This window comes from Luteitalea sp. TBR-22 (genome assembly GCF_016865485.1).
GTDB lineage: Bacteria > Acidobacteriota > Vicinamibacteria > Vicinamibacterales > Vicinamibacteraceae > Luteitalea.
Map to the genome: position 1 here is coordinate 2,677,457 of NZ_AP024452.1, position 16,910 is coordinate 2,694,366.

General features: G+C 71.1%; 11 protein-coding genes. 3 read left to right on the forward strand and 8 right to left on the reverse strand.

Annotated features, from left to right (window positions below):
* Nucleotides 1-23: 23 nt before the first annotated feature.
* From TBR22_RS10995 to TBR22_RS11015, 5 genes are all read right to left on the reverse strand, one after another.
* The gene (locus tag TBR22_RS10995) at nt 24-452 is read right to left on the reverse strand and encodes a hypothetical protein (RefSeq protein WP_239493029.1); all 429 of its coding nucleotides are present in this window, start codon (nt 450-452) and stop codon (nt 24-26) included.
* Nucleotides 452-1,261, reverse strand: a complete 810-nt coding sequence (locus TBR22_RS11000; RefSeq protein ID WP_239493030.1) for a hypothetical protein — start codon at nt 1,259-1,261, stop codon at nt 452-454. Before TBR22_RS11000 ends, TBR22_RS10995 begins: the two co-directional genes overlap by 1 nt.
* On the reverse strand, nt 1,261-5,946 hold the full coding sequence (locus TBR22_RS11005; protein ID WP_239493031.1) for an alpha-2-macroglobulin: 4,686 nt from the start codon (nt 5,944-5,946) through the stop codon (nt 1,261-1,263). The genes TBR22_RS11000 and TBR22_RS11005 overlap by 1 nt, the downstream gene beginning before the upstream one ends.
* Before the next feature lie 29 nt (nt 5,947-5,975).
* Entirely contained in the window at nt 5,976-6,602 is a 627-nt protein-coding gene (locus TBR22_RS11010) for a DUF1175 family protein (RefSeq protein ID WP_239493032.1), read from the reverse strand.
* A 157-nt stretch (nt 6,603-6,759) separates the two neighbouring features.
* Nucleotides 6,760-7,671: a glycosyltransferase family 2 protein gene (locus tag TBR22_RS11015; RefSeq protein WP_239493033.1), complete on the reverse strand. Its 912-nt coding sequence runs from the start codon at nt 7,669-7,671 to the stop codon at nt 6,760-6,762.
* A 36-nt stretch (nt 7,672-7,707) separates the two neighbouring features.
* On the opposite strand from TBR22_RS11015, the gene TBR22_RS11020 reads away from it, so the two are divergent.
* The 3 genes from TBR22_RS11020 to TBR22_RS11030 all read left to right on the forward strand — a co-directional run bounded on the left by TBR22_RS11020 (nt 7,708) and on the right by TBR22_RS11030 (nt 10,082).
* Nucleotides 7,708-8,448: a TIGR04283 family arsenosugar biosynthesis glycosyltransferase gene (locus TBR22_RS11020; protein WP_239493034.1), complete on the forward strand. Its 741-nt coding sequence runs from the start codon at nt 7,708-7,710 to the stop codon at nt 8,446-8,448.
* Complete coding sequence (msrP, locus tag TBR22_RS11025) at nt 8,442-9,392, forward strand: protein-methionine-sulfoxide reductase catalytic subunit MsrP (RefSeq protein WP_239493035.1); 951 nt, start codon at nt 8,442-8,444, stop codon at nt 9,390-9,392. The genes TBR22_RS11020 and msrP overlap by 7 nt, the downstream gene beginning before the upstream one ends.
* Nucleotides 9,393-9,506: 114 nt before the next feature.
* Nucleotides 9,507-10,082: a sulfite oxidase heme-binding subunit YedZ gene (locus TBR22_RS11030; protein WP_239493036.1), complete on the forward strand. Its 576-nt coding sequence runs from the start codon at nt 9,507-9,509 to the stop codon at nt 10,080-10,082.
* A 68-nt stretch (nt 10,083-10,150) separates the two neighbouring features.
* On the opposite strand, the gene TBR22_RS11035 is transcribed toward TBR22_RS11030, so the two are convergent.
* From TBR22_RS11035 to TBR22_RS11045, 3 genes are all read right to left on the reverse strand, one after another.
* Nucleotides 10,151-12,628, reverse strand: coding sequence for a GDSL-type esterase/lipase family protein (locus TBR22_RS11035; protein ID WP_239493037.1), 2,478 nt, complete (start codon nt 12,626-12,628; stop codon nt 10,151-10,153).
* 155 nt (nt 12,629-12,783) lie between these two features.
* The gene (locus tag TBR22_RS11040) at nt 12,784-15,159 is read right to left on the reverse strand and encodes a GDSL-type esterase/lipase family protein (RefSeq protein ID WP_239493038.1); all 2,376 of its coding nucleotides are present in this window, start codon (nt 15,157-15,159) and stop codon (nt 12,784-12,786) included.
* A 24-nt stretch (nt 15,160-15,183) separates the two neighbouring features.
* Nucleotides 15,184-16,890: a hypothetical protein gene (locus TBR22_RS11045; protein WP_239493039.1), complete on the reverse strand. Its 1,707-nt coding sequence runs from the start codon at nt 16,888-16,890 to the stop codon at nt 15,184-15,186.
* Nucleotides 16,891-16,910: the final 20 nt, after the last annotated feature.

A 16,910-nucleotide genomic window follows, 5' to 3' on the forward strand; every position in this document is an offset into this window, starting at 1 on the left:
GGCCAGGGCCGACGGCTACGTCCCTAGTCCTGTGTGACCTCGCATCGGACGCCGATCGGTCCGTCCGTGGCGATCTCGTCGATCCTCGGCGTGAGCGAGGCGTCGACGTTCACCTCGAGCTCGTAACTGATGTACACGTCGAGCGTGGCAGCCGCCGGCGTGCCCGTCAACGTCACGTCGATTCCGCCGTTGCTGCTCTTGCCGCGGACGGCGAGTGCCTCCGAGGACACGCGGACGTCCGCGCTGGCCGGAAGGGCGACGCGCACGGCTGCGCCCTCGTCCACGCGGCCCCGCCAGTGGGCGAGCCGCCACGTGTCACCGGCCCGCTGCAGCCGCCAGATCCGTAGAGGGTCCAGCCCGATGCTGCGGCACGTGACGACCCGTGGCGCGACCTGGGCCACGGCGGTCGCGCCCGGCGCGGCAAGGAGCATCAGGGGAAGCAGCATCGTCATCAGGCGTGCTCGTCGAGGCGAGTGCCCGTGGTGGCCGGTGGCGGCGGTGGCGGAGGTGTGCCCGAGGAGGCCGGCGGCGCGACCACGCCGGCGGGAGGCGGCACGGCACGCGCAGCGGTGACGATCGACAGCGCCCAGGCTACCTGCGACAGGGCATAGATGACGACGAGCTTGGTCGCCGTGAACACCAGTTCCACCGTCGTGGCCGGCAGGCCCTTCGGTCGCCAGTAGACCCAGCGCCACGGCAGCCACACCAACAGCACCACGCCGGCCAGGGTGACGAGCACGAGGCGCCAGTGCAGGCCAGCGGTCAGCCACTTCAGCGTCAGCACGTCGCGTCGCTCGTATCCGGCGGCCCAGGCCAGGGCGGTGGCCAGCCAGGCCGGGACGAGCACCCACTGGATCAGCACGACGATCCAGTGCACGGCGGTGTGCAGCCAACCGGTCCGCGTGATGTCGCCGGCAGCGATGGCGGCCGCATCCACCTGGCCTGCGTTGGCCATCCACCAGCGCTCGAACCAGCCGGCCCCGCCGCAGACCATGCCGAGCAGGACGATCGTGAACAGGATGAGCGGCAGGTGGCGCACCGCTGCGCCGAGGCTGGCCCAGGGCGCACGGTGATGCACCACCCCGTGTGCCGCCGAGGCCGACGACAGCACGAGGAGGGCGGCGGCCAGCGCCACGAGCAGCACCGAGGCCGCCAGCATGAGGACGTTGGCTTCCGGCGTGTGCAGGAAGCCGAGCAACGCCGCACCCCCCAGCGCGTCCACCGCGCCGATCCAGAGGGCGGTCCTGAGCACGGTGGCCATCATCGCGGCGACTCCTGCGGGCTCGGCACCGTCAGCGTCATCGCGGCGCTCGACGCGTGCACGCCAGGCACGTACATGGGGACCACCTGCGCCGGCATCGCCCGGAACTGTCCCGGGGTGGTGACGCGCAGCAGGTAGGTGAACTCGGCGCGGCCGGGCAGGGCATCGAGGAACAGCGCGACACGGTCGTCGCGATACTCGCGGTGGCTGCCGTACGTCCAGTCGGGGGGCCTGGCGAGTTCGAGCTGATCGGGGCGCGTCACGGCCTCGGTGCCGGCGGGAATCGGGTCCTCGATCATCAGGTACCGCCAGTCGTCGGCGCCGGCGACGACGAGGCGGACGAGGATCAGCTCGCCCGGAGCAGCACTGCCGGAGAAGGCGCGCTCCTCGTACACGACGCGGCCGTCGCGGCGCACCGGCGCCAGCGCGAAGTACTTGCGGCTCAGGGCCAGCTTGCGCGACCCGCTGCGCTCGAGGCCGGCGGCAGTGTCGTAATAGCGCGCGGTCGCCGTCCAGTAGGCGGGCCCACCGTTGGTGGTGATCGTCACGCTGCTCTTGCCGGCCGATGCCGGGAGCGTGACGACGGCCGGGAAGGGGCGCGTCCAGTCCTCGGGCGCGAAGCTCACGCTCTGCGACTGGCCGTTCACGGTGATGGTGACCGTGGTTGCCGCCGGCGCCTCCTTGCGGCCCTGCATCGCGCCGAGCAGGCCGTAGAGCACCATCGCCGTCTGCTTGGTGCTGTTCCACGTGTAGCCGCTCTGGCGATTGGCGAGCAGCCAGCGCACGGCCGGGTCGATCAACGGATCGGTGGGGCGCACGGCCGCGAGCGCCTGCACGACCGCCGCCGTCGCGTCGGCCGTGGCGTCGCCCCAGTCGCCCAGCAGCGGGTCGTTCTCGGCGGGCCACCAGGCGAGATCCCCCTGGGTCTGCGCCCGCGTCGAGAGCATGCCCGCCAGTTCGCCAGCGCGCGCGTCGCCCTGCGCGTGCAGCGCCAGGAGGAGCCACGCCTGGCCATATGGCGTGATGTCGCTGCGCCGACCCCACAGCTCGTTGACCAGGCCGGCCAGCTCGAAGCCGTCCACCGAGGGCCGCGTGTCGGCCTTGGCCGCCCGGGCGAGCACGTAGGCCGCATACGCCTTCAGCTCCGGCACCATGGTCGGCGCCTGCTGCAGCTGCTGCGCGAGCGCGTTGGCGCCCTTGTGGAGCGCATCGTAGGGCACCTCGAGCCTGGCGGCCCTGGCCTCGAGCAGGCCGTACAGCGCGTAAGCCGTCATGAACGGGTGGTCGTCGTCGGTCTTCCACCAGCCCCACGCGCCGTTCTCGTGCTGCAGGCGCAGCAGCTTGTCGAGGCCGCTGCGCGAGACGCGATCGAGCATGCCCATCCGCTCGGTCGGCGCCAGCTTCAACTGGTCGAGCGTGCGCATCACCAGCAGGTTGGGCACGAAGCTCGACACCGTCTGCTCGGTGCAGCCGTACGGGTAGTTGACGAGATCGTCCAGCGCGCCGAGCAGCGAACCGGCCATCGACGGCATCACGCTCACCACCACGGCGCGGGCGGCTGGATTTGACTGCTCGGGAATGGCGAGCTCCACGGTGCGCGTCGCGCCGGCCGGCGTCGAGCCCGACGTACCAGCCTCGCGTCTGGCGCCGAACGGCTTGACCGGCAGCGACAGCTCCATCGCATCGCTGGCGGCGGGCGCCGATGCGGCGGCGGTGATCGTCGCCGTGCCGACGCTGCTCGCGGCGAAGGCCCATTCGGTGCGCGCCTCGCCGCCGTTGGGCACCGTCACCACCTGAGGCCCGGTCGAGCGTGCCTCCAGCCCGGTGGCGCTCGCCGTGACTTCCACGGGCGCCGGAGCGCCCTCCTGGTAGTTGTGCACGATGACCGGCACGCGCACCTCGTCGCGCTCGGTGAGGAAGCGCGGCGGCACCAGGCGGAGCAGCAGGTCGCGCGTCGTCACCGTGCGCGCCACGCCCATGCCGGCCTGCGTCTGCTGGGTGACCGCCCGCGCCGTGAGGCGCCACGTCGTGAGCGAATCGGGGTAGTCGACCTTGACGGTCGCCGTGCCGTCCGGGCCGGTGACCACCGACGGGCTCCAGAAGATCGCATCCGGGAAGAGCTTGCGGACCCGGGGACGGCCGGGCGTGTCGCCCTTGAAGTCGGCCAGCGAGAGCGGCCGGCGCCGCTCGGCCAGCTTCAGGCGGAGCGTCCCGGAGTAGCCCATGAAGTAGTACTGCCGCGAGTAGTCGGTGGACACGCGGCTGTACTCGGTGCGGTAGAAGACGCGCAACGGGTCCTCGGTGGTGTCGGGACGCACGCCGTAGAGCGCCTCGTCGACGACGCCGATGGCGACCTGCGCCTGGACGGGCGCGCCGGCGGCGTCGAGGGCGCGCACGCGGAAGGTGCCCGGCTCGCCCGGGCGGTACACCGCCTTGTCGGCCGTGATCTCGAGCGCGAGGGCCCGCGAGGTGGTCGGCACGCGCAGCTTCTTCTCGGCGTAGTAGACCTTGTCGTCCTTGACGTAGAGCAGGTTCACCCAGGTGTCGCCGAGGTCCGCGTCGGTGACGGCGACGTCGAAGACGCCGTCGCGGGTCGGCTGGCGCAGGTCGTACCAGGTGAGGCTGCGCGCCTCCTTGGTGAGCAGCACGGGCACCGTCGGCGCGGTGCCCCGCACGGCGACGCGAGCGGTCTCGCCCGGCGCGTACGAGCCCTTGTCGGTGACCAGTTCGATCGATTCGCTGTCGCTCTCGTACGCTTCCTCGGTCGCGCCGGGCACCCACACGAAGCTGTCGTCGGTCACCTGGCGGTCGCCCGACATCGCGCGTGCCTCGAGGCGATAGCTGCCGCCTGCCGCCGGCGCCTTCGTCTCCCAGCTGGCGCGTCCGTCGGCACCGGTGGTGACCGTGCCGGTGGTGATCACCTCGCGCTTCTGCTCGCCGGAGTTCTCGTCCCACCAGGTGCGCACCAGGTCGATGGTGACCGGCACCGCGGCAACGCCTCCGCCGCGGTAGTCCACGGCGCGGAGCCGCAGCGTGACGGGCGTGCCGGGACGGGCCACGCTCGGCGTCGCGCGCGTCGCGATCAGGAAATCGCCGTAGGTGGCTACCAGGCGGCCACTGCCGCTCACTTCCAGGTCGCTCGCGTCGGTGACGCGTGCCTCGAAGCGCACCTGCACGTCCTCGTGGTTCTCGTCCTGGACGGGCAGGTCGACCTTGAAGGTGGCCTGCCCGCTCGCGTCGAGGCGCCCCTCGAGCGTGTCGATCTCGTCACCGTAGAAATAGCTGTTGCCCTCCGACTCCTCGCCGTCGGAGTCGACCCACCGCAACGGCGAGTAGTACGGGCCGAGGAACACCGCCAGCTTCACGTCGGCCTCGCGCACCGGCTGGCCGAAGTAGTAGCGCGCGTTCACGGTCACGGTGACCGTCTGGCCCTGGCGGGCCATCTTCACGGCCGGCGTGACGCTGACCTCGTATTCGGGCTTCCGGTACTCCTGCACCTCGAAGCTGGCGCTGGCCTTCTGCTCGCCCGAGGCGACCTCGACGGTGTAATGACCGAGGGGCGCGGCCTCCGGCAGCGTCACCTCCGTGTCGACCGCACCATAGGCGTCGACGTCCTTGCGCACCCGCTGGATCACCTTGCCCGTGCGGTCGGTGATGCTCATCTCCACCGACGGCTGGTCGAAGGGCAGCAGGCCCGTGCCGTTGCGCCAGCGCAGGATGGCCTTGGCCTTCACCACGTGACCGGGGCGATACACGGGGCGGTCGGTGAAGACGTGGGCCACCAGCTCGCGGGCCGGCGCCTCCAGGCCGTACGTGGACGGCGTGCTCGCGACCATCTGCTGGCCGCAGCGGGCGACGGTGATCAGGTCCTCCGGCCGCGCCTCGGCGATGGGCAGCGCGAGCAGGCCACGGGCGTCGGTGGTGCCCGTACCCAACCGCGCCTTGTCGGCCAGGGCGGTGACCTCGCAGCCGGCGACGGGCTGGCCCTTGACGCGATCGACCAGGTAGGCGAGCACGGTGCCGGGCGCCACCTTGGTCACGAGCGCGACGTCGGAGACCATCAGGATCGTGTAGGCGAGTTGCGTGCCGTGCACGGCCTCGACCAGGTAGATGCCGGGCGCCTTGACCTCGATGGGGATGCGCCGGACGTCGGCGTCGGCCAGCTTCGGCAGCATCTCGCGCCACGACGCGACGATCTGCTTGTCGTTGAGCAGCGGGACCTGCGCGTAGGCCTTCAGCCCGAGCTGCACGCGGCGCTGCACGGTGGCCTTGTCGGCGCCGGCGCGGCGGTGGGCGCGGTACTCATGGCTGGTCTGGCGGCGCAGGAACCGCTGCAGGTCGCCGCGGCGATCGGCCTTCCACGCGGCAATCCGCTCGAGCCAGGTCTGCTCGGTCGGCACCACGTACTCCTCGCTGCCGAGCATGTGCGGATCCTCGAGGCCCGCGAAGAAGGCGACCGGGTCGTCGACCTTGTAGATCCGGAAGTCGAGCGAGTCGAGGCGCTCGAACGTGAGCGTGACGTACGGGGCAGCCGCGCTGCGGAAGATCTCGCTGCTCGACAGCGAGAAGGCCGGGCGATCGGCGGGCCGGGCCTCGTCGCCCTGGGCGAGCAGCGACGTGGTCAGCGCGGTCACGGCCAGCGGCGCCAGCAGGGCGGCGCGAAGCGACGGGGTTCGGAACAGCATGGCGACGCCTCGTGCGAGGCCGGGGATCCTCATGGCACCCTCAGTCGATAGACCCCGAGGAAGGCGGGGTTGTCGGCCACCGGACGCCAGCGCGGCGCCGGGTGGCGCCGCAGGTCGGCCAGCGTGGCCTTGCGCATCTCACCGGGCGTCCCCGTCGCGGTGTCGGGGCCGGTATGGTAGACCACCCAATCGCGGCGGCCGGGCTCGTACGCCGACTGCCCGACGAACACCATCAGGTGCTCGGGCATCCGACGCGTGTCCTGCTGGAAGGCCAGCAGGTCGCCAGGCCGCGCCGCCGCGGCGTCGCGGCCGACGAGCGTGGCGTTGAACCGGAGGATGGTGCGCGCGTCGGCGAACTCGGCGTAGCGCGGCGGCGTGTCGCCCGACACCCGGAAAAGGGGCAGGCTGTCGCCGGTGGCGGCCAGTCGCGCGCGCACGTCGGCGCGCACCTGGCCGCCGGGAATCGCCAGGCGTCGGAGCCACTCGGGGGTGTGCTCCCGCAGCGCCTCACGCGCCGCGTGGCGGACCAGCCCTGCGCAGTCGGTGACGTCGGGCGTCGGGCGATAGAACTGCGCGTCGGCCAGCAACGTGAACCAGCCGAGGAAGGCCGCCCGGTCCTGCGCGTCGAGCGTCGGTCGCCCGTGAACGGCGGGCATGACGAGGATTGCGAGGAGCAGCGCGGCCAGACGCATCGAAGACGGGGAAAGTATACAGACGGGCACCGGGCACCGGGCGCCGGGGAGGGCGGATCGCAGGATCGCGAATCGGCAGCCGGTCCCGTGAGCCTCTGCCGCGGCCCCTGAGCCCTGAGCCTCAGGCCGACTTGAAGGCGAGCGGGATCACGCGCAGGTAGGCGCGGGCATCGGCGGGCCGGGCGCGCAGGACGCTGATCACGGCGCGGAGGAGCATCCCGACAACGAGCAGGGGGCGGATCAGCATCCGCATGGCCGTCGTGCCGTGCTTGCCGACGTAGCGCAACAGGTTGCGATACCAGATGGCCGAGAACGAGCCGAGCCCAAGCGAGCGCATGGCGACCCCGCCTTCGTGCCGCACGTGTGCGTCGGCCACGTAACGGATGCGCCATCCCTGGGCGCGCAGCCGCTGGCAGAAGTCGACGTCCTCGAACCACGCCGGATGGAAGCCCGTGTCGAAGCCGTGCACCGCGTCGAAGGCGCGCCTGCGGATCAGCAGGCAGGCCGCGGCGGGCTGCTCGGCGTCCTGATCCTGGCGGCGGTCCAGGTCGGCGCCGAGGTAGCGGGCGGTAGCCGGGTTGCCGCGCCACACCTGATGCCACAGGAGGAGTTCTGCGGCCATGGAGCCGAGGGTCGGGAACCGGCGCAGGCTGTAGGAGTCCTGCGGGATGCCGTCGGGGCCGATCAGCTGCGCCCCGACCGCCCCCACGTCGTCAGCGCTTTCCCCTGCGGCGAGCAGGCGCTCGATCGCCTCCCGCGACACGAGGATGTCGGGATTGAGGATCAGGACCCACGGCGTGTCGGTCTCGTGCACGCCGGCGTTGACCCCCCCCGCGAAGCCGAGGTTGCGGTCGGCGGCCACCAGGCCGACCTGCGGCGCCCTCAGCCGCACGTACTCGTTCGTGCCGTCGAGGGAGGCATTGTCCACGACAACGACGGGCCAGCCGGTCGCCAGCGCCGGTGGCAGCGCGTGTGCCAGGTGCGGCCTGGCGTTCCACGTGACGAAGACGAGGGTGACGGGAGCGTGTGGCACGAGTGCGCCCGCAGTGTGCCACGATGCGGGGCGCCCATGTCCGACGGTCCGGTGCCGCCCACCCTCACGGTCGTGGTGCCCGTGTGGCACGACACCGACGCCCTGGCCGGCCTGCTGGCCCAGGCGCGCGCGGCCGGCGAGCAGTGGATCGTGGTCAACGGCGACGCGGCCGACCGGTCGCTCGACGAGCTGCGACGTGCGCACGGCGACGTCACCTGGCTGGACACCGCGCCGGGGCGTGGCCGTCAGCTCGCCGCAGGGGTTGCCGAGGCTCGCGGAGACGTGGTCCTCCTGTTGCACGCCGACACGCGGCTCGGCCGGGGCTGGCGCGCCGAGGTGACCGCCGCGGCGCCGGGCGCGTCCTATCACTGGGGCTGCTTCCGGTTGCGGCTGGATGCCCCGGCGTGGCAGGCCCGGGCCATCGAGGCGATGGTGCGGGCGCGCGTGCGGTTGTTTCGGTTGCCGTACGGGGATCAGGCGATCTTCGTGCGGCGGACCACGCTCGAGCAGGTGGGCGGCGTCCCGCCCCTGCCGCTGATGGAAGACGTGGCCCTGGCGCGGGCCCTGGCGCGGCTGGGGCCGCCGTGGCGGTCGCGGGTGCCGGCCCTGACGTCGGCACGCCGATGGGAACGCGACGGCTGGGCGCGCCGGACGCTGCGCAACTGGTGGACGATGGGCCGCTACCTGTGTGGGGTGCCACCGGAGCGCCTCGTCGGCACATATGCAGGCAGGGCGCCCCACGAGGGCGCCGGAGAAGACGGAACGGACCGATGCTGATTCGCACCACGCCGCAGATTCCGACGCGCGAGATCACCGACGAACGGCTGTACCTCGACAGGCGCGCGTTCCTGCGGGCCTCCGCCGGCGCCGCCGCGGGCGGGATCGCCGGCGCCTTGTTGCCGGTGGACGAGGCCGCCGCGCAGACGACCCTGCCCAACGTCCGGAAGAGTCCGCTCAGCACCACGGGCGAGACGCTCAACTCGTTCGAGGACATCACCAGCTACAACAACTTCTACGAGTTCGGCACCGACAAGAGCGACCCGAAGGCCTACAGCGGGAAGTTCAAGCCGTCGCCCTGGACCGTCAAGGTCGACGGCGAGGTCGGCAAGCCCGGCGACTACGCCCTCGAGGACTTCCTCAAGTGGTTTCCGCTCGAGGAGCGCGTCTACCGGCTGCGGTGCGTCGAGGCGTGGTCGATGGTAATCCCGTGGGTGGGCTTCCCGCTCGGCGACCTGATCAAGCGCCTGGAGCCGACCGCCAAGGCCCGCTACGTCGAGTTCACCACGGTGCAGCGTCCAGCGGAGATGCCCGGGCTGCGCTCGCCGGTGCTCGATTGGCCGTACCGCGAGGGGCTGCGGCTCGACGAGGCCCTGCACCCGCTGACGATCATGGCCGTCGGGCTGTACGGCAAGACACTGCTGAACCAGAACGGCGCGCCGATGCGCCTCGTGGTGCCGTGGAAGTACGGCTTCAAGAGCGCCAAGTCGATCGTCCGCATCCGCTTCACGGCCAACCAGCCGCAGACGGCCTGGAACCTGTCCGCGCCGCAGGAATACGGCTTCTACTCCAACGTGAATCCGCAGGTCGATCATCCGCGCTGGAGCCAGGCGCGGGAGCGCCGCATCGGCGAGTTCTTCCGGCGCGAGACCCTGATGTTCAACGGCTACGCCGATCAGGTGGCAGGGCTGTACAAGGGGATGGATCTGAAGAGGAATTACTGACGTTTAACGTTTAACGTTTGACGTTTGACGTTTGACGTTTGACGCCGAACGCCGAAACCACCGCGTAGCCGTCGCCCTTGGGCGACGGTCCCGTTCGTCCCCCCAGCCCGCCACGTGACTCCCCGTCAAGCCAAGCCCCTCATCTGGATACTCTGCCTCGCGCCGCTCGCGTGGCTGGTGTATCGCGCCGTGTTCGGGGGGCTCAGCCCCAACCCGATCGACGACATCACCGACGAGACGGGGGAGTGGGCGCTGCGTCTGCTCCTGGTCAGCCTGGCGGTGACGCCCGTTCGTCGCCTCACCGGGTGGAACGGCGTCATCCAGTGGCGCCGCCTGCTGGGGCTGTTCGCGTTCTTCTACGTGTGCCTGCACCTGGCCACGTACGTGGTGCTCGACCAGTTCTTCGATCCCGCGGCCATCTTCGCCGACGTCGCCAAGCGGCGGTACATCACGGTGGGGGTCGCCGGCTTCCTCACGCTGCTGCCACTGGCGATCACCTCCACCACAGGATGGATCCGGCGGCTCGGGCGGCGATGGCAGGCGTTGCACCGCCTGGCCTACCTCGCGGCGGTCTGCGGCGTCGTGCACCTGTTGTGGATCGTCAAGGGGAAGGACCTGAGCGAGCCGATGGCCTACGGCGCGGTGCTCGCCGTGCTCATGGCCGTCCGCGTCGTGTACTGGGTGCGATAAGCGCTGCCGGCGCCGATTCCCGACTCCCGATTCCCGACTCCCGATTCCCGATTCCCGATTCCCGATCCCTACGAACACCCGGCCGCGCCGCAGCGACGGAAGATGTCGATCACCTTGTTGTAGGCAATCGCCGCCATCTCGTCGTAGCCGGCCTGGTTCGGGTGCAGCCCGTCGGGGCCCATGTCGATCCCGGGATAGCGCTCGCGCAATACCTGCTGTTCCGCGGCCAGCGCCTCCAGCCGGTTGTTGTAGTCGGTGACCTGCGACGGCGTCGTGGACGGGTTGCCGAAGATGTCGTTGCCGTAGGACTGGAACAGCTCCAGCACCACCTGCGCGCCCTTCGCCTTGGCGTCGATCACCATGTTCCTCATGTAGGAGACGACCAGTGACGTCGGCGTGTTGGCGTTGAGGTCGTTGACGCCCTCGAGGAACAACGCCACGTCGAAGGGCGCGAAGTAGTCGCGCGGGTCGGGATTGGTCGGGTAGAAGCAGTTCTGCTGGCCGGCCGTGCACCGGGCTGCGCGCACGGCGCCGCCCGGGCTGCTGTTGCCGCCGCTGGTGGTGACGTACTCGCCCGGCCACCCGGCATTGGTCACCAGCGCATACGGGCCGAACTGCGGGTTGGCGGCCAGCAGGTTCTTCAGCTCGCGCGGATAGGGCCGGGCGACCTGTCCCGAGATCTTCTGCGTCGTGCCAGGCACGTAGTTGGTGTACTGCCCCCACGTGAGGCTGTCGCCGAAGGCGAGGATCGTCAGGTAGCGCGTGAACGATGGCGCCCTCACGAAGCGGCCCTGACTGGCCAGCGTCACCGCCGTCGGGCCCGCCGTGCCGTAGCCGGTCGTCGCGGTGCGCACGGGCACGGTGAACGAGATCTCGGTGCCGGCCGGATTCACGGTCGCCGCCACCGCCTGTCCGCCGAAGGAGACCTGCGGCGCGGGGCCGAAGTTCTGCCCCGTGATGGTGACGAGGGTGCCGCCGGTCAGTCGCCCTGACGTCGGCGTCATCCCGGTCACCTGCACGTCGGCCGGGGCGGCCGCCGGCTCGCTGATGGGGCCGGTCCACGGCGTCCCGGCGTTGGCGTGGCCGCCGACGAAGCCGCTCCAGTACATCGCGCGCTCGGCGACGAACGGCTGCGGCGCCGCGCCGACGCTCTCCAGGAAGACGGCGAAGCGCCGGCCCTGCAGCAGCGCGAACTTCTGGTCGGTCTCGGGGTTGCCGGTCACGGCCGGCCAGATGTTGGTGCGCGTGTTGGCCGGGACCTTCACCGTCGCGGTGACGCCGCTGCCGTCCTCGGTGGCGAACGTCGCCTTCACGTCGATGTCGCTCGCGTTCGGGTTCACCAGCAGGAAGAAGCTGTCGAAGCTGACGCCGCCGGGATCGTCACCCTGTCGGCCCTCGGCGAAGGCCCACTTGACCTCGGGCCGCGCGATGCCGGCCACGACGTGCCCTTCCTTCCACGGGAACGTCGGCGTCGTGGGATCGTCGGCGGCGGGCGCGCCCCAGTAGACGGCGCGTTCGGCGACGATCGGGATCGAGCTGTCGATGCGCACCGAGAATGCCGTCGACGGCAACAGCAGCGTCCCGTCGTCGGCCCGCTCCTGGTCGGTCCAGATGTTGAAGCGACTCCGCGCCAGGACGGTGTAGGTGCGCGTCACCGGCGCGCCGCTGTCGCGGAAGTAGGTGGCCGTCACCGTCGCCGGCTGCGCGTTGTCGTTGCCGATGAGCAGGAACGTCTCGAACGCGGTCGTCGCGCTTCCGCCCGTGAACCCTTCTGCGAAGTACCAGCTGCGGCGTCCCTCGGTGACGCCGAGCGCGTCGTGGCCGCTGCGGAAGTCGTCGAAGTACATCGCCCGCTCGGCGACGACCGGCTGGTCCGACTCCACGACGGTCGAGAAGCCCTGGTCGGCGAGCCTCGGATTGGCGCTGGGCCAGAGCGTGGCGCGATTGCCCGCCTCCACCGTGATCGCCTCGGAGACGCTGGTCCCGTCGCCCTTGAGGTAGCGCGCCGTGACCCTCGCGGCTCGACTGCCGGGGTTGGCGATGAGGATGAACGTGCTGAAGACGCCCGAGGCGCCCTCGGCAAGGATCCAGCGCGTGGCCGGCGCGGTCACGCCGCTGGCGCCGGTGCCACCGGCGTAGGGGGTGCCGCTGAGCGGGAAGAACATCGACCGCTCGACGACGATGTCGGCCGGCGTGCTGGTGTCCTTCACCACTGCGGAGACCTGGGCCGAGGCCGCGCCATTGAGTGCCGCGAACTCCTTCTTGATGTTGACCGTGAGGCGACCGGTCGCCGGCAGGGTGAAGGTCTTCTCCAGCGGGCTGCCGGGAGGCGTGATCAGGGCATCGGGGGCCGGGAGCAGCTTGACCGTGACGGTCAACGCACTTGCCGACGGATTGCCGACCAGGATGTCCTCGTCGAACGTGCCGTTGCTGGCGCCCTCGGCCAGGAACCACGTGCTGGACCCCTGGGCCTCCGCCCGGTCCGCCATCGCCACGCACAGGAGGAGCGCGAGCACGAACCGGGGCCAGGCTGACGGCGAATTCATCTGGAGAAAATCGGTACGACCGGGGTTTCAGGGTAGCCCGGCGCCATCTCGGCCGCAAGGCGAGACGCTGCCGCCCCCGCCGCTGCCCGCCGTGCCGGTGCTCATACCAGTTGCCCCGCTGCCGGCTGCCCGGCGCCCGGTATCCGGCACCCGCCCTACTTGATGGCCGCCTTGATGGCCCCGTAGACGAAGCTGGCCATCTGGTCGTAGCCGTTCTGGGTCGGGTGCACGCCGTCCTCGCCGATCTCGACGCGGGTGTCGAAGTCCACGCGCAGGAACTTCTCCTCGGTGGCCATTGTGGCGATGGCAGACCAGAGGTCACTGCGCATGACGTGGATGCGGCCCATCACCACGGTGGCGCCGGAGTCGCGCGCCGCGCGCCCCATCGTTCGGAGTCCGTTGGCGATGGTGGTGCCGGTGAAGACCGTTGCGTTCTGGTCGTTGAAGCCCTCGAGAATCACGACGACGTCGTACTTCTTCGCGGCCACCAGCGTGACGATCCGGTCGACGCCGCGGGTGGTATTGCTCGAGCACCCGACCGTAGTGACGCACTCCCCGGAATAGCCTTCGTTGTCGACCGTCGCGCCGCTCCCGAACCGCGCGTCGGCGCGGAGCAGGCCCTGCAGGCCCGCCGGGTAGGGGAGCGCCGCCTGGTACGCGGGGAGTCTGGTCGGGGTCGTGGACGGCGGCACGGGCGGGGCGTACTCGACGATCGTGCCGTACGTCATGCTGTCGCCCATCGCCAGCACCCGGAACCGGCGCGTGAACGTGCCGACCGTCTGCGTCGTGCCGGCGGTCGTCAGGCGGATGGTGCTCGCCGCGAGCGTGCCGAAGCCGGTGAGCGCCGTGCGCAGCGGCGCGAGCGCCGTGATCTGCGTGGCGGTCGCCGACTGGATCGTCGCCGCCAGCCCATCCACAGTGACCTCGGGCGTGCCGGCGAACCCCGTGCCGGTGATGGTGATCAGCTCGCCGCCGCTGAGGCGCATCTCCCTGGGCGTGTAGCCGGTCACCGTGACCGCGCCCGGTGCCCGCGAGGGGCTGACGATTGCGCCGGTCCACGGCGTCCCCATGTTGACGTGGCCGCTGGCGAAGTCGGCGTAGAGGTACACGGCACGCTCGGCGACGAACGATGCGCCTCCCGTGCTCTCGAGGAACGTCGCGAAGCGGCGATTGGCCAGCGCCGCGAACTCCGGCAGGGCCGCCGTCGGCCAGATGTTGGCGCGGCCGCGCGCCGGGACGACCACCGTGCTCGTGAGGCCGCCGCCGTCCTCGGCCATGAAGGTGGCCTTGACGGTGACGTCGGCGTTCGAGGGGTTGGACAGCAGGAAGAACGTGCTGTACGGACGATTGCCGGCGTCGACGCCGTCGCGGCCCTCCGCAAAGGCCCACTTCGGCGACAGCACGGTGGATCCGGCCGTCGCGTGCCCTTCGCGCCACGGGAACGTCGGCGTGGACGGGTCGGCCGCCGAGGGCGTGCCCCAGTACATGGCGCGCTCGGCGACGATCGGCCGGGTCGCGGTGACCGTCATGCCGAACGAGGCCGCCTTGAGCCGCGCGTCCGCCTCGCGGCCTTCCTGATCCACCCAGATGGTGAGTCGCTGGTTGGGGCCGAGCGGGTACGTGCGTGCGACGGTCTGCCCGGAGTCCAGCTGGTAGGTGACCGTGGCCGTGGACGCGGCGTCGCTGGGGTTGGCCAGCAGCAAGAACGTCTCGAAGGCCGTCGTCGCGTTGCCGCCGGTGAAGCCTTCGGCGAAGTACCAGGTGTTGCTCGCCTCGGGGACCCCCAGCGCATCGTGACCACTGCGGGCGAAGCCGCTGCCGGTCGTCGACGGATCGAAGTACATCGCGCGTTCCGCGACGATGTCCTCGCCGGCCTCGAGGCTCTCGACCACCGTGGAGAACTCGGCCGACCCGAGCTGGGTGGGGTAGTCGTTCTGCGGCCAGAAGGTCGTCCGACTGCTCGGTGGGAGCGCCTGGGTGAACGTGATCACCTCGCCGGTGCTCTTGAGATACCTGACGCGGACGGTGGTCGACGAGGTGTTGGGGTTGGCCACGAGGATGAACGTGCTGAACGCGCCGCTCGCACCCTCGGCGAGGATCCAGCGGGGTTCGGCCTGCGTGACGCCGCTCGCGTTGTGCGCGCCGAGGCGCGTGCCGTCGGGGAAGTACATCGAGCGCTCGACGACGATGTCGGCCGGGGTCGTCGAGTTGGCGACGGTTGCCGACACCTCGGCAGAGGCGGCGCCGTTCAGACCCGGAAGCTCCTGCGCCACCCGCACCGTGAGGCGGCTGGTCGGGCCGAGGGGGAACGTCTTGCTCAACACGGCGCCCGGCGCGATGACGGCGCTGGCGTCGGGCAGCAGGCGCACGGTGACGGCCAGCGTCAAGGCGGTCGGGTTGGCGACGAGGATTTCCTCCTCGAGCACGGCGTTGCTGGCGCCCTCGGCCAGGAACCAGCGCGAGGCGTCCTGGGCTGCCACCGGCACGACCACGACCAACAGGGAGACGAACAGCGCGGCGACTCGAAGCATGGCAGGCACGTGGAACGATTCCTCTTACGGGACGCGCTCGTACAGGACCGTGGTCTCGTCGCGTGCGATCGCACGCCAGCGTCCCGAGGCGTCGATCAGGTCGCGGGCTTCGCGACGCTGGCTGCCGTACTCCGCGAGGTGGAGGACGAGGTAGCGCACGCCGGCACGGTCCAGTTCGTCGAAACTGGCGCTCCTGAATGGAAAGTACCAGAGGACGTCGGCCCGGCGTCGATACGATTCCGGCGTGAAGCCGCTGTAGCCGTTGAGCAACGGCTTCCAGTGCGTGGTCGAGTCGAGCATGTAGTTGGCGTTGCGGGGCACGTCGATGCCGCGCCACCAGAACGGCATCTCGGCCACGACCCCGTCGGGGCGGGTCGCCAGCACCGCGTACACCGACGAGATGGGAGCTGCCGGCACGTACGGCACAGGACCACGGAACGCCTCGACGTTCACCGCCACCAGCGCAAGCCCTGCCAGGACCCCGGCGCGCTGCGGCCATCGTCGAGCCATCGCCGCGACCCCGAAGGCCGCGAGGATGGCCAGGCCTGTCAGCAGGAGGACGCCGAAGCGAGAGGCGGCGCGCACGCCGCTGGCGAACGGCACCAGATGGTAGAAGGCGCGGTACACCGGCGTGGCTGGCCCGAACGACAGCACGAGACCGACGGCAACGAGGCCCATCGCGATGCGCACGTGTGGGTGTCTCCACGCCGGGACGGCGTCGGTGCCATCGGCCGCGCGGGCCGGCCGGCCAGCCGCGTCCATCGCCCGGGGGCTGCGCCACCCCAACGCCGCGAGTGCCAGCAGCACGGCGGCCACTCCGGGGAAGAGGGAATCGCGCGGCTCACGCGTCTGGTACACGTGGCGCGCCCACGCCTCGTGGACGCGCGCCGGCGTGGCCATGTAGGCCGCGCCGTTGGCCGACATCGCCGCGACGAGGTCGAGCGATCGCTCGAAGCCGTGCGTCGCCTGCATCTCGCGGTAGGCGTGCATCACCGGCACGACGGGGAGCGCCAGGAGCACGCTGCCGACGACGGCGCCGGCGACGAGGGGTCGCCAGGGCGGCTGCAGCCAGCCGCGCAGGCGCACGACCAGCACGATCAGGCCGCAGACGATGCCGAAGATGGCCAGGTAGCCCGAGGTCAGGGCCAGCAGCGCCGTCGCGACGCCGGCCAGCGCGCCGTGCCACCAGCGCCGTTCCTGCGGGTCGCCGAGGGCGTCGAGTGCCACCAGGAGCAGCGGCAACCCGTAAGCGTGGATGGCCTGGATGTGGCCCATGCTCACCAGGGAGTGCGCGTTGAACGCGTACAGGCTGGCGGCGACCAGGGCCGGCCAGAATCGCCCCGTCCATCGCCAGGCCAGCCACCACATGGACCACGCCGACAGCGCGTATCCGAGCAGCAGCGAGAGGTTGTAGGTCAGCACCGGCCCGGCGCCCGCGGCGCGCACCGGCACCGAGAGCGCACCCGGAATGATGACCGGGTCGGAGAACGCGATGGTGTTGCGTTCGGGATGGAAGATGTTGCCCGCGAGCACGCGCGAGGGCGCCGTCACCAACGCATGCGCCACCCAGGTGATGGCCCAGGTGTTGAGGACGGTGTCCTTGTTGTCGTTGCGACTCAGCGTCGCCGGGGCGGATGCCAGCGGCCAGGTGTGGATCACCGAGAGCAGCAGGCAGATGGCGAAGGCCGCGAGTGCGCGGCGCGCTCGCGGCAGCTGGGGCTCAGGGCTCAAGGCGCAGGGGCTCAGGGCTT